This is a genomic window from Amphibacillus sediminis NBRC 103570 (assembly GCF_001552275.1).
Taxonomy (GTDB): domain Bacteria; phylum Bacillota; class Bacilli; order Bacillales; family Amphibacillaceae; genus Amphibacillus_B; species Amphibacillus_B sediminis.
Map to the genome: position 1 here is coordinate 1 of NZ_BCQW01000040.1, position 14,878 is coordinate 14,878.

At 39.0% G+C, this 14,878-nt stretch carries 11 protein-coding genes; all 11 read right to left on the reverse strand.

All coding sequences use genetic code 11. From position 1 onward, the window contains the following. Positions 1-85 precede the first annotated feature (85 nt). Complete coding sequence (kduD, locus tag ASE01S_RS14595; RefSeq protein ID WP_067844062.1) at positions 86-868, reverse strand: 2-dehydro-3-deoxy-D-gluconate 5-dehydrogenase KduD; 783 nt, start codon at positions 866-868, stop codon at positions 86-88. Between the two features lie 25 nt (positions 869-893). Further along, positions 894-1,724 (reverse strand): 5-dehydro-4-deoxy-D-glucuronate isomerase, encoded by an 831-nt coding sequence (gene kduI / locus ASE01S_RS14600; RefSeq protein ID WP_067844065.1) that lies wholly within the window; start codon positions 1,722-1,724, stop codon positions 894-896. Positions 1,725-1,742: 18 nt separating this feature from the next. After that, positions 1,743-2,753, reverse strand: a complete 1,011-nt coding sequence (locus ASE01S_RS14605; protein ID WP_067844068.1) for a sugar kinase — start codon at positions 2,751-2,753, stop codon at positions 1,743-1,745. A gap of 9 nt (positions 2,754-2,762) precedes the next feature. After that, entirely contained in the window at positions 2,763-3,401 is a 639-nt protein-coding gene (locus tag ASE01S_RS14610) for a bifunctional 2-keto-4-hydroxyglutarate aldolase/2-keto-3-deoxy-6-phosphogluconate aldolase (RefSeq protein ID WP_067844070.1), read from the reverse strand. Positions 3,402-3,698: 297 nt separating this feature from the next. Beyond that, positions 3,699-4,310 carry a hypothetical protein gene (locus ASE01S_RS14615; RefSeq protein WP_067844072.1) on the reverse strand — a complete coding sequence of 204 codons (612 nt, stop codon included), beginning with the start codon at positions 4,308-4,310 and terminating at the stop codon, positions 3,699-3,701. Positions 4,311-4,655: 345 nt separating this feature from the next. Next, entirely contained in the window at positions 4,656-6,971 is a 2,316-nt protein-coding gene (gene yicI / locus ASE01S_RS14620; RefSeq protein ID WP_067844075.1) for an alpha-xylosidase, read from the reverse strand. A 223-nt stretch (positions 6,972-7,194) separates the two neighbouring features. After that, positions 7,195-9,228: a beta-galactosidase gene (locus ASE01S_RS14625; protein WP_067844078.1), complete on the reverse strand. Its 2,034-nt coding sequence runs from the start codon at positions 9,226-9,228 to the stop codon at positions 7,195-7,197. A gap of 120 nt (positions 9,229-9,348) precedes the next feature. Further along, positions 9,349-11,046 (reverse strand): ABC transporter substrate-binding protein, encoded by a 1,698-nt coding sequence (locus tag ASE01S_RS14630; protein WP_067844080.1) that lies wholly within the window; start codon positions 11,044-11,046, stop codon positions 9,349-9,351. Between the two features lie 59 nt (positions 11,047-11,105). Continuing rightward, on the reverse strand, positions 11,106-11,990 hold the full coding sequence (locus tag ASE01S_RS14635; RefSeq protein WP_067844082.1) for a carbohydrate ABC transporter permease: 885 nt from the start codon (positions 11,988-11,990) through the stop codon (positions 11,106-11,108). A 46-nt stretch (positions 11,991-12,036) separates the two neighbouring features. Continuing rightward, complete coding sequence (locus ASE01S_RS14640; RefSeq protein ID WP_067844085.1) at positions 12,037-13,047, reverse strand: ABC transporter permease; 1,011 nt, start codon at positions 13,045-13,047, stop codon at positions 12,037-12,039. A gap of 202 nt (positions 13,048-13,249) precedes the next feature. Next, positions 13,250-14,878 (reverse strand): ABC transporter substrate-binding protein (locus tag ASE01S_RS14645; RefSeq protein ID WP_067844088.1); only part of this gene is annotated, 1,629 nt, incomplete at its 5' end.

A 14,878-nucleotide genomic window follows, 5' to 3' on the forward strand; every position in this document is an offset into this window, starting at 1 on the left:
TTAAAAACTGATCACCAAAAGAAGATGATCTCTGTATGATACAGAAATCATCTTCTTGCTTTAGGCTATCTTTTGGATAAGTATCTTATCTGGCTAGCCAGCCACCATCAATCGCTAAAATATGCCCATTTACATAATCAGATGCTGGACTTGATAAGAAGACAACCGTGCCCATTAAATCAGCAGGCTTAGCCCATCTTCCAGCAGGTATACGTGATAAAATTTCCTGATTACGCTTTTGATCAGCACGGATTGGTGCCGTATTTGCTGTCGCAACATAACCAGGTGCTATGGCATTAATCTGAATATTATGTTCAGCTAATTCATTTGCAAATGATTTAGTCACGCCAGCGACAGCATGCTTACTCGCAGTATATGGCGGAACAAACTTTCCACCTTGGAAGCTTAGCATCGAACAAATATTAACGATCTTACCACTTTTTTGGCTGACCATTTCCTTTGCTACTTCCTGGCTTAAAAGATAAACTGCATTTAGATTGATATCCATTACGGCATCCCAATCTTCTTCTTTATATTCTAATAACGGTGCTCGTCTAATTGTTCCCGCATTATTGACAAGAATATCAATACGACCATAGGTCTCTTTACATGCTTTAACAACTGCTTTAATTTGAGCACGATCTGTTAAATCAGCTTGGAAAAATTCTACTCTTCGACCTTCAGCTTCAATTAAGGTGCGTGTTTCATCCCAGTCTTGATCATAGCTTACAATGAATAAATTAGCACCCGCCTTCGCTAAAGCTACCGCGTAGCCTTGGCCTAATCCAGTATTCCCACCTGTAACGATGGCAACTTTATCCTTAATTGAAAAGAAATCAAGTGAAAAATCTTTTAAAGACTCTACCATTCTTCTTACCTCCTAAATTATTATGTTATTTTAATCGGCTCATTTCAATGTGATCCATGTCATCATAGGTGATGTTTTCACCACACATACCCCAAATAAAAGTATAATTGCTCGTGGCAACACCTGTATGAATCGACCAGCTCGGTGAAATGACCGCTTGTTCATTGGAAAGAATAAGGTGACGTGTTTCCTCTGGCTGACCCATGAAGTGGAAAGCACGTGTCTCCTTATCCATATCAAAATAAAGGTAAACTTCCATCCGACGCTCATGGGTATGGGCAGGCATCGTATTCCAAGCACTTCCTTGACTTAACATGGTATACCCCATTTGAAGCTGACAGCTCTCACAATTATTCGGATGAATATATTGATAGATTTTACGTTCATTTAATGTTTCTGGTGACCCCAATTCGAGAGGTGTTATCTTATTAATATCTAGCTTTACCGTTGGATATTGATGATGAGCTGGTGTTGAATTTAAATAAAACTTAGCCGGCTTGTTCAAATCTTTTGAACGGAATAAAATATCTTTTGTGCCTTTACCAACATAAAGCCCATCGCGATGATTGATCTCATATTCTTCTCCGTCTAGTATGACAAAGCCATCGCCACCAATATTGATGATGCCTAGCTCGCGTCTTTCTAAGAAATAATTCACACCTAGTTCTTTATCTAACTTAATCGTTAAGTCTTTTTCTGTCGGCATTGCCCCACCAAAGATCATGCGATCATGATGAGTATAAGTCAATGTCACTTCCCCAGCTTGAAAAATAGTTTCAACTAAGAACTGCTTTCTCAGCTCCTCAGTTGTTAAGCGCTTTATTCCTTCAGGATCTGTAGCATAACGTGTTTCCATTTTTTATTTCCTCCTTATTTAACGTGAAATGAGTTGATCTCCATTGATCATAGCGTTAACCTCTGCTTCGTTAACTAAATTCGCATCTCCAGCAATCGTATGCTTTAACACTGATGCAGCCGTCGCAAACGATACAATTGTATCAGGTTCCCACTGTTTACAATATCCATGAAGAATGCCTGCTACAAATGCATCACCCCCTCCTACACGATCGATAATCTGATCGATTGAAAACGTTTTGGACTGATATAATGTTTTATCTACGTGTAAATAGCCTGTCAATCGATTATGTGATGCTGATATATGTTCTCGTTTAGTCGAAATACACCATTTTAAGTTAGGATAGGTTTGCTTTAATTGATTATAGTAATGTTCTAGCTTTTCTTCGTAAGTAAGTTGGTCAGGTAACTTCTTATACCCGAGTAAATAAATCATGTCTAGTTCTCCACAGGAGCAAATATCCACATATGGCAATAAACGTTTAAAGGCTTGACCAGCTTCAGCCTGGGACCATAACTTAGCACGATAATTAAAATCAAAACTAATTTGAATATCCTGCTTCTTTGCTTCAATAAAGAGTTGCTCCACAAGATCAATCATTTGCGGAGATAATGCTGGTGTGATTCCAGTGACATGTAATAAGTATGCGTTTTCAAAAATTGACTGGTAGTCGACACGATCGCTCGTTAACTGGGAAAAGCTTGAATGTTTCCGATCATACACTACCTTTGAGTTTCGACTTCCCGCGCCTACTTCAAGGTAATAAGCACCAAGACGGTCTCCACCAAATTGAATCAAATCAGTCGCTACATTCATAGACTTTAAATAATTAACTACTCCTTGAGCGATTAGATTATCTGGTAATCGAGTTACAAAAGTAGTATGATGACCCAGCTGCGCTAACGAAATAGCAACGTTTGCTTCTGCTCCGCCAAAATTAAGCTGCAGCTGTTTCGTTGCTGCTAATCGTTGTCCTTGCTCGGTAGATAGCCGTAATAAAATTTCACCAAACGTAACGATGGTCTTCATAATCAAAACCTACCTTAAATCATTAATTTGAGATACATATTGTTGCGCTTGTTTCGTTATTTGTTGATATGAGCCTAGTTTTTTTAATGATGTTAAGTTACTACCAATCCCAACAGCTACAGCTCCACTTTCAAACCATTCTGCTATATTTTCCAGATTCACACCACCTGTAGGCATAACTTGAATATGTGGTAATGGTCCCTTTATCGCTTTGATATATTGAGGACCGACTAAATCACCTGGAAACAACTTAATGACATCAACACCATATTGAAGTGCTGTCTGTATTTCCGTTATCGTGATACAGCCAGGAAGATAAGGAATGTGATAAGTATTGCATAGCATAGCTGTGGCTTGGTCAAAGCCAGGACTGACAATAAATTGTGCCCCTGCTAGAATCGCTATTCTGGCGGTCTCTGCATCTAGTACGGTTCCCGCTCCAATAACTACCTCAGCATCTGTAACAGAAGAAGTTAATTGCTCAATGACCTTTGCAGCTCCATCTAGGGTAAAGGTAAGCTCAATACCCTTGATGCCTCCAGCTAGACAGGCTTTGGCAATCTGCTCTGCTTCTTCCTCACTTTCGCCTCGCACAACAGCAACTAGTTTATGCTCAAGCAGTCGTGTTAGTATATCGTATTTTTTCAAATTAACACCTCTTTCCTATTTGGAAATTTATTTTATTATAAAGAAACTATATAGGTATTATAGCTAACCGCTTACATCTTTTCAACCCGAATAACTATATTTGTTGTTAATTTTTGTTCAGCTGCTAATACTAACTATTATTAGAAAAAGTCGACTTATCGCCAAGTCTCCGATCACGATAGCCTTACTATGCTTTCTTAAAGTGGAAAAAAGACGAATGAAAAACCATTACCGGTGTATCATTCGTCTTTCCTTCTGTTATATTTACTTTTGTCTCACGCGCTTCCTAAAATGCCCTTACCGACTCAATAAATCTTCAATTAAAATCTTTGCTTCATCATTCTTTCGCCCTGAAGCAGGCACAAATAAAAATGTGTCCTGATAGACATCATATTGTGAAAATATTCTCAACTCTGATGTACGTATTCCGTACACAACCCCATCTACTACGTATAGCTCATGTGCTAGACTATTTAGTTGCTCAAGATCAATCATTTCACCTAGAGGTTGAAAAATATCCTCACTTAATAATTGTTCGGCAAACGGTACATGTGTGACTAAAATATCAACTTGACCAACACCTATTCTCGTGGCTAATCGCTCCATTAGTTCAAGGGCATTATCCTCAATCAATCCACCTCGATGTTGGATATGCTCAAAAAACACGTCCAGATCACTAAAATGCTGGTTTATTTGTTGGTCTAACTGTTCAATTGTTGCTAAATCTGCCTCACTGACCACCATAAGTCCGACTGGCTCTTCACCTTTCGAGCTAATCCCATCGATTAGCAAAAAGGCAAAAATACAGAATAATAATACACCTAGTATGGGCAGTTTGTAGTATTCCCAAATATATTCTATTTTTTCCTTCATAGACATGCCTTGAAGCGCATCGCGGAGTTTGATCATATGACACCTCATTCGTATTTGAAAAAGTATCTAAGAAGTATTCCCTTCCTATAACTTTATGATATCCGATTTTTGTAGCTAGAGAACAGAAAAAGTTCAGCTAAATCTCGCTATTTTTTACTTTATTTATCGACATTAAAATGGTCAGAGATTTAGATTAATAGAGATGGTTCAAATCCGACCAAATATTAAGCAGTCGATTCGATTATTGACACGTGCTTGCATGCCTCGGGCTCAGTTTCTCAACCCCGACACCAATTATTGACTTTTTATGATTTGATATTGTTACCACAGACTAATAGTAACTGCGCTAGAGAGTTTCCCTCTTAGCGCAGTTATGAAGAATTATAGTGTTAAGCTAACTTGATTTGTTCCAGCTGGAATGTTGACTTTAACACCAAGCGATGTAGTTACAGCCTCACCAACAGGGCTCGCTGAGATCGATTCCTTCCCGACAAGCTCTATTGCAAAAGGTTGATCGGTCTGCTCAGCTGTGATTAACAATGTATTCCCGCTTTTCTTCGTAGTGAACTTTGCAGCTAACTTACCTGTTTGGTCATATATTGGTGTCTCTATTTCACTTCCGTCTGCTATACGATAAAGGCGGAGTGTTACATGGTCAACATAGTCATAGACAGGCTTAACTTCACTAGCACCAATAGGTAAAACCGTATTTTCACGGACAAATAACGGTAAGCTAAAGTAGTCATAATGTTTCTTAACCCATGACCCACCTGTCACAACTTCACCGGTTAATAAATGTGTCCATACCCCTTGTGGCAAATAAAATGAACCTAGTCCTGCTTCATTAAAGATCGGAGCAACTAAGAGTTGGTCACCTAACATATATTGACGATCAAGGGTTTCACATAGTGGATCGGTTGGAAACTCTAAATGCATCGAACGCATAACTGGGATACCAGTCTGATTATTTTCAACAGCCTGTTTGAACAAGTATGGCATTAGACTATTTTTCAACATAGTAAATTGACGCGCGACATCGACAGCCTCATCGTCAAAATTCCAAGGTACACGATACGATGCACTACCATGGAAGCGACTATGGCTTGATAATAAGCCAAAGGCGGTCCAACGTTTAAAGACATCAGGCGAGGCTGTATTCTCAAAGCCCCCAATATCATGGCTCCAGTAGCCGAATCCCGAAGTGGTCAATGATAATCCACCACGTAAGCTCTCAGCCATTGCTTCATAAGTTGAATCACAGTCGCCTCCCCAATGAACAGGGAATTGCTGGCTTCCTGCGGTGGCAGATCGAGCAAATACAATGGCTTCCTCATCACCTATTTCCTGTTTAAGCAAATCAAATACTACTTGATTGTATAGGTGGGCATAGTAATTATGCATTTTTTCTGGGTTTGACCCGTCATGGTAGACAACATCTGTTGGAATCCGCTCACCAAAATCTGTCTTAAATGAATCAACACCCATATCAATTAATTGTTTCAGTAGATTTTGGTACCACTTTACTGCATCAGGATTAGTGAAATCAACAATCCCCATCCCCGCTTGCCAGCGATCCCATTGCCATGTATCACCGTTTGGCTTCTTAATTAAATAACCTAGCTTATGTGCTTCTGCAAATAATGGGGACTTCTGAGCAATGTAAGGGTTGATCCAAACACAAATTTTAAGATCCTTTTCTTTTAGTCGCTTCAGCATCCCAGCTGGATCCGGGAAATGACGGCGATCCCAAATAAAGTTACACCATTCAAATTCCTTCATCCAGAAGCAGTCAAAGTGAAAGACACTTAATGGGATACCTCGTTCTGCCATACCATCAACAAAATGTGTTACGGTTTCCTCATCATAATTGGTTGTAAATGAAGTCGATAGCCATAAGCCGAATGACCAAGCTGGTGGTAATGCTGGTCGACCTGTTAAAGCTGTATAACGCGAAATAACCTCTTTTGGGGTCGGACCATTAATGAGATAATAGTCTAAATGCTCACCAGCAACACTAAATTGCGAGCGTGACACGAGCTCTGATCCTAATTCAAAGCTTACTTTTTCGGGATGGTTTACAAAGATTCCATACCCTCTACTCGATAAGAAGAATGGGATATTCTTGTACGATTGCTCCGAGGATGTTCCACCATCTTCATTCCAAATGTCAACGGATTGTCCGTTTTTAACAAATGGTGTAAATCGCTCACCTAAGCCATACAAATGCTCTCCCACACCTAATTTAAGCTGTCCACGCATGTAGGTTGTATCTTCAGGTCCTTCAATCCAAGCTAGGCCTTTTTGGTCAGCAACTGTTAATTGACCAGCTGCATTAGCAAACAACATTGTAAAGTTATCTTTATCAACCGTAATAACAAGCTCACCGCTTGAAAATAAAAGCGATTGCCCTGACTCTTCAATTTTTAATGCTTGCTCTTGATTGTTAATCGTATAATTCGGATATTTAGGTTTTTCACCCTGATAATGCCAAGTTTGCACACGAACCACATTCTCCATCGGTGCCGATAATTTAATCGTTAGTAATGGACCATCTAATGTATCGCCACGATGATTAATGTATTTGCAAGGTGCATACAAAGTAAGTGCCTTATCTTCAATATGATAATCATGTACAACTTTGGGAAAATGAATTTGATAGCCATCTCTGACTAACCAGTTACCATCAGTAAATTTCATTGACAAGATTCTCCTCTACGTAAAAGTCTATATTTCTAACATCTCCACCGGGTAAATATCCGGATAAAGTGAAACTTCGTCAGTGGGGGGCGACGCATAGGATGTGCTAGTACAGACGTCGCGGACTTAGTCAGCCTTCCACTCTCCTCCACTAACGTTAGTTGAACCAATCGGGCCGTTACTGGCTGTTGGATCTCCCACTTCAAATATTTTTTATACCACTCTAATTTATTTCTTCAAGAATAAATACTTCTCGACCAGGGATCGTGCTATCACCTTGATACGTGTTATTGGTTAATATGTTCAAATATTTTTTATTATCTGTCTTAAAGTTAGCTTCTTTATCATTATGGTTCAGCACAAAGATAAATCGCTTTCCATTTTTCTCACGTGCAACGACTTCAACACCTTGATCAGATTCTAATATTGATGCCAATTTTTGCTCGTCTTTTAATGTTTGGGCGAAAGCGTCGACAAAGACTTGATCAGGACTCGATGCGATATAATAGGCCGCACCTGCTCCATAACGATTCTTTGTTAAGACTGGCATCCCCGCATAAAAGTCGGAACCATATGTAGCAAGTACATCTGCTCCTTCGGAATGAATTAAATCAAAGAGCGTACTGCAGGTATATGTCCCTGATAAAGCGCCATATCTGTCCACCATAACCATTTCATTTTTGATTGATGGCTCCAAGGCATCTATTTCTTCTGCCCAAATCCCGACAAGCTCTCTTAATTCACCTGGATATCCACCTAGTGTCACAAGGTCCGACTCATTAACAATGCCACTAAAGAACGTTGTAATAAAAGTGCCACCGTTTTTAGTAAATGTCTTCAATCGATCCGCAACACCTTCTTTAACCATATATAGCACTGGAGCAATGACGATATCATAATGGTTAAGCTCTTCTTCTACACTGATCATATCAACAGGGATATTTAGCTTATAAAAGGCATCATAGAATTTATGGACTTCCTTAACATAATCTAGTGCTACTGAAGGTCCGCTTGATAAACCAATAGCCCAACGATTCTCCCAATCGAACATAATAGCTACTTTAGCCTTTATCCGACTTCCAATCACTTTGTCTCCTAATAGGTTTAACTCTTTTCCAAGTGCAGCACATTCTTTAAAAACCCGCGTATGTTCATGACCAACATGTTCAATAACAGCACCGTGATACTTTTCTGTAGCACCTATTGAGCGTCTCAATTGAAAAAACATCACCGTATCAGCACCGTGTGCTACAGCCTGATAACTCCACAATCGCATCACACCAGGGCGCTTTAAGGCGTTATATGCCTGCCAATTTTGCTGAGATGGTGTTTGTTCCATTAGCATAAAGGGTAAACCACTCTTTAATCCTCTCATTAAGTCATGAGTCATGGCAGTCATACTAACTGGTGTATCAATCGATGGATAGTTATCCCATGAGACAACATCCATCTCCTTCCCCCATTTAAAGTAATCCAATTCATCGTATAGGCCCATCAAATTGGTTGTCACGGGAACATCCTTGGTATACTTCTTGATACGATCTCGTTCTAACTTAAAATTTTCTAACAGACTATCTGATTGGAAGCGACGATAATCTAACGAGATACCTTGAAAGTTTGTATTTCGACCGCCTTCCCATTCTTCACTTAAAATGTTTGGGGTTACAATCTCATCCCAGTCATAAAAGGTATGCCCCCAAAATGCTGTGTTCCAAGCTTTATTGACAGCTTCAATCGTACCGTAGCGGTTTTTCAACCAAACCCGAAAGGCTTTTTCACAATTATCACAATAGCAATAGCCCCAATATTCATTTGAAACATGCCATGCCACAACTGCAGGATGATTGTGATATCGTTCTGCTAATTTTCCAGCTAGTCTAGGAGCATATTTCAATAAGGTCGGACTGTTCGGACAAGAATTATGCCGTCCACCAAACTTTCTTTTTCTTCCCTCAAAATCCACTCGTCTTATATCGGGATAGCGCTTAGCCATCCATGCAGGATGTGCAGCTGTACTCGTTGCTAAGCAAACATAAATACCATCTTGATAAAGTCGATCAATCGTTTGATCGAGGCTCGAAAAATCATACTCATTTTCACTTGGTTGAATGATTGCCCATGCAAATACATTAACCGTCGCTACATCAATACCCGCCAATTTAAACATACGATTATCTTCTATCCAAATTTCTTGATCCCATTGTTCAGGGTTATAGTCACCCCCATACCAGATTTTTGGCAGTCTTTCATTGATCATGACTGTTCCCCTTTCTACTATTGTACTTAATCTGCATGGTTGACAGTTTGAGCCTGTTTCCTCATCGAGGAATCAGGCTCAATGTTATCAAAAGCGAAAACATGTTTTTACTGTTACAATCTATTCAACATTTCCACTCCAAAGCTCAAGGACATTTTGAGTAAGCTTTGTCATTTCTTCATTTAATTTCGAAACCTCGGCAGCTTCAAGTTCATCCAGCATAGCATCCCATAAATCATCAAAATCTTCTGGATCAGCTAAGATTGCTTGGGTAATTCGCTGTTCAGTAATATCATCAGCACGTTGCTGAATAATTTGAATATCGGATCCAGCTGGAATTGTAAAGTTATAAGCTGCTCCATGGTTCGATATTTCTAATTCATTTTGTTGAGGGAACCAATCAATCCATAGCTCCATTCCGTACTCAGCAAGAACTTCTTTTTCAACATCTAGCTGATCTTCAACAATTTGTTCTCTTGTATCGGTCGTGATCGATTGTCCATTCGAATCGACAGCGCCTGTTCCCCATCTTGGGAATGGGTGAAGATAATATCCAACTCCTGTTTCTTTTGAGAAGTTTGCATCTGTATTCATGCGTTCACGCACTTCATCAAATAAGACACGTTGGCCATCTACTATTTCATAATGTTCACCTTCGATACCCCAGTTCACTAAAATTTGTGCTTCTTCAGAAGCCATCCAATCAAGGAAATCAAAAGCTAACTCTGGATGTTCAGTGGTAGATGAGATCGCAATACCCCAACCTCCAGTAAAACCATAATCCTTTAATCCTTGGTGGACATACTCTTCACCCAAGGTCACAGGAAGTGGCGCATACGTACGCTCTTCCATGTCAGCATCGATTAAGGCAAAACGTGCATCAGTTAGATTCCAATCTTGATCTGCCACACTTAAAACACGACCAGAAGAAATTTTTGAGATATAAGTATCATACGTATGAGTAAAGGATTCTGGATCGAGCAAGCCTTTAGCATTCATTCCGTTTAACCATTTAAAGTACTCACGATATTCAGGCTCTAAGAATTTGTACACAGTCTCTCCAGTGTTTGTATCGACAGACCATTGTCCATCATCTGGAAACCCACCTGCAAAGCCTGCTGGATTTCCAACAGTAATTAACCAACGCCAATCACTACCGAGCAAGGATAATGGTAACGTCGGCTCACCATTAATTTCAGGATACATCTCATAATAGGTCGAGATAGCATCCTCAAACTCTTCTAAAGTTGTAATTTCTGGATAGCCTAGCTCCCGTAGCACTTCTAATTGGATTTGGAATGTTCCAGATGTTTCTAATAATTCATTATGAACCCCTGCTGTACCTACTGTATAAATCCCAGGATCGTCTAATGAATTACGAAGTCGGTCAAGTTGATCACCATACATGGCTTTTATGTTATCACCACGCTCTTCAATTAAGTCATCTAATTTTAGTACCCCGCCTGCTTCGATTAGTATCCCAATGTCACCTTTGGCAAAAATCAAGTCAGGATATTCGCCACCAGCAATCATTAGTGGAATGGTTTCGTCATTCCCACCTACTGGATACTGTATATCTAATTTTACTCCGGTTGCTTCAGTAATTTTTTGAGCGATAGGATCATCAAATGATTTCTCCTCCCCATCTTCACTGTAAAAGGTAAGTGTAACGGGTTCGCTTGGCTTCTCATCAGTAGTATTGTCTGTCACTGTTGTATCTGTTTCATCACTATCTACTGAATTGTCACCCCCACATGCCGCTAGCAACAATAATCCCGCTACTAGCAGTAGCATTAAAATTGACAAACGTTTTTTCATAACTCTTCCCCTCCATTTTTTAAATAAATAATGATAATATATATTAATTTTCATTAATATCAGGATTTAACTGCTCCTAACGTCAATCCTGTCACGAAGTAACGTTGTAAAAATGGATAAACAAGTAAAATTGGAACAGTTGCAATAATGGTAATCGCCATCTGTATCGATTGCGGATTGGTTTGTCTTGCAATAACCTCTGCATTAGCTGATGTAACAGAACCTGATGAAACATTTGTATTGTCTAGTATTTTCATTAACTCATATTGTAATGTTGATAAATTAGCATTGCCTCGTGCATAGAGATAGGTATCAAACCAGCTATTCCATTGACCAACTGCTAAAAATAATGAAACAGTTGCAATAACAGGCAAGCTTAAGGGAATAATGATTTTCCAGAAAATAGTGAAATCATTAGCGCCGTCTATTTTGGCTGATTCAGTTAAAGCAATTGGTATATTATCCATGAAGGATCGTATAACAATAACATTAAACGCTGACAAAAGCATAGGCAAAATATAGACAAGAAAATTATTCATTAAACCTAGGTCTCGAATGAGCATATATTCAGGAATTAATCCACCACTGATAAACATCGTTAAAACAAGAATTAAGCTAATTGGTGCATTAAAGACAAAATCACGTCTGCTCAGTGTATAAGCCAGCATTGAACTTGCTAATATACCTGTTAGCGTCCCAACAACAGTCCGCAATACAGACATACCAAAGGCAGAAAATAAATTGGCATTGCCACCAAATATCTCTTGATAATTGGCCAAGGTAAATTGTCTTGGAAAAATATGAATACCACCCCTTGCTGTGTCTGTAGCATCATTTAAAGAAATCGCTAATATATTTAAAAATGGATACAGCGTAATAATGATGACACCAATCATAAGCAGTAATAAGATGACATCAAAAAAAGTAATCCGTCGCTTCTTCATTGCTAAGCTCCCCTCTTTCGCTAATCTGTTATCTGTTTGATTTAAATTAGAATACTCGACCTTCGCCGACTTTTCGGGCGAATCCATTTGCAATTAATATTAAAATGACACTAATAACAGATTTAAATATCCCAATAGCTGTACCGAAGGAATATCTAAACATACCAATACCATAATTTAAGGCATATAAATCTATAACTAATGCACGTTCTGCTACAATATTATTACCAAGCAACATTTGCTTTTCAAAACCAATATTAATGAGGTTTCCAATGTTTAAAATAAGAAGAACAATAATAACAGGACGGATGCTCGGTAAAGTAATGTGCCACATCTGCCGCCATCTTGATGCTCCGTCAACTTTGGCTGCTTCATATAATTGTGGATCCGTACCAGCCATTGCAGCAAAATAAATAATAGCATTCCAGCCTGTTGATTTCCAAACTTCTGCTGCTGTTACAATGCCCCAAAACATATTCGGGTTTGCCATAAAATTGATTGGGGTATCAATTAAGCCAATCATTTCAAGAAAGCCATTGACCGGTCCACTAACCGATAGCATTGTTGTTACAATGTTGGCCACAATCACCCATGAAACAAAGTGAGGCAAATAAGAAATCGTTTGGGTCAATTTTTTAAATTTAGTAAAGCGCAATTCATTTAGCAATAGCGCAAATGTTATCGCAGCTAAGGTTCCAAAGATAAGGCCTAAAATCCCCATCCCTAATGTGTTTTCAAGTGCTCGATAGAAAGTGGGTTCATTAAAGAGATCTTTGAAGTGTTTAAAGCCTACCCATTCTTGCTCAAAGAATGTATTTTGTGGTTTATAGTCCTGAAAGGCCATCGTCCAGCCAAATACAGGAATATAACGAAATACAATTAACCATATAACAAATGGTAAAGACATTAATATCAGTGCTTTTTGATTTTTCAATCTTTGCCAAAAATTCTTCTGTCCCGGTATACGCTGCATGCCTTTTTCTTTCTTACCTTTTTGACGAATAGTCGGTGTTACAGGCATATTCGGCGGGGTAGCAGGTGCTAAGTTTTTACTCATTTTTTTCTCTCCCTTACGTTTTCCAGATTGCCTTTCTCTCTCTGTCTGTAATTTCATTATATAAGTAACCGCTTTCAACAAAAACATAACTATGAAGACATAAAAACCATTCAAAATAAGATATAGACAGTAGACAAATTTTAAATAGAAAAAGGTGGAGCTCATTAAGCTTTAATGAGTTTCACCTTTTTGATGACCGTGGTTACTCTATATCGCTATTCCATAGTTCAATGATATTTTGAGTGAGCTTAGTCATTTCTTCATTTAACTGATCCACTCCAGCATGTTCTAGTTCATCTAGCATTTCATCCCATAACCGATCAAAATCAGCTGGATCAGCTAAGATAGCTTGAGTAATCCGTTGCTCTGTAATATCATCAGCACGTTGCTGGATGATTTGAATAGCTGAGCCTGACGGAATGGTAAAATTAAATGCTTGCCCGTGTCTTGATTGCTCTAACTCCTCAGTTTGCGGAAACCAATCCACCCACAAATCCATCCCATACTCTGCCAGAACCTCTTTTTCAATATCCAGTTGATTGGTGATAATTTGTTCTTTAGAGTCTGGGGAAATACCTTGGCCATTTGAATCAACGGCCCCTGATCCCCATTGCGGGAATGGGTAAATGTAATAACCAACTCCAGTCTCTTTTGAAAAATTCGCATCCGTGTTTCTGCGTTCCCTAATCTCTTCGAACATCACGCGCTTCCCGTCAACGATTTCATAATGCTCACCTTCAATCCCCCAGTTACGTAAGATTTGTGCTTCTTCAGAGGCCATCCACTCTAAGAAGTCAAAAGCTAAATCCGTATGCTCTGTTGTTGATGAGATCGCAATCCCCCATCCGCCAGGAAATCCGTAATCCTTCAAGCCTTGATGAACATACTCCTCTCCCATCGTAACTGGAAGCGGTGCGAAAGTACGTTCCTCCATGCCAGCATCAATTAAAGCGAAACGGGCGTCACCAATATTCCAATTTTCATCAGCAATACTTAAAACACGACCTGTAGATAGTTTTGAAATATACGTTTCTTGAGTATGGGTAAATGATTCTTGATCAAGTAAACCCTTGGCATTTAAACCATTTAACCATCTAAAATAATCACGGTATTCAGGCAGCAAAAATTTGTAAGTGGTTACTCCAGTACTTGGTTCAATATACCACTGTCCATCACCAGCAAATCCTCCAGCAACGGTGGCACGATCACCAACCGTAATCAACCAACGCCAGTCACTACCTTGTAAAGTTAAAGGTATTGTTGGTTGACCATTAATTTCTGGATACATTTGATAGTACGTTTCAATTGCTTCTTCAAACTGCTCTAATGTTGTAATTTCCGGATAACCTAATTCTCTTAAAACTTCTAGTTGAATCTGAAAAGTGCCTGATGTCTCTAGCTTATGATCAAATACCCCGTAAGCACCTAATGCGTAAATAGACGGATCATCCAATGAGTTTCTTAAACGATTTATTTGATCTCCATACATCGCTTTAATGTTATCTCCTCGTTCTTCAATAAGATCGTCTAGCTTTATTACACCACCAGCCTCAATTAACATACCAATGCCATCTTTAGCAAAAATTAAATCGGGGTAATCAGCGCTAGCAATCATTAAGGGAACTGCTTCATCATTCCCACCAACAGGATATTGGATATCTAAAATGACACCTGTCTTTTCTGTGATTTTTTGTGCAACAGGATCATCAAATGCCTTTTCTTCACCATCTTCATTATAAAATGTCAATGTCACAGGGGCAGAAGGTACTTCTCTTTTGTCGTCATTGCTTCCCTCCAAATTCAGATCACTCTCTTCAGTTGCTTGTTCACT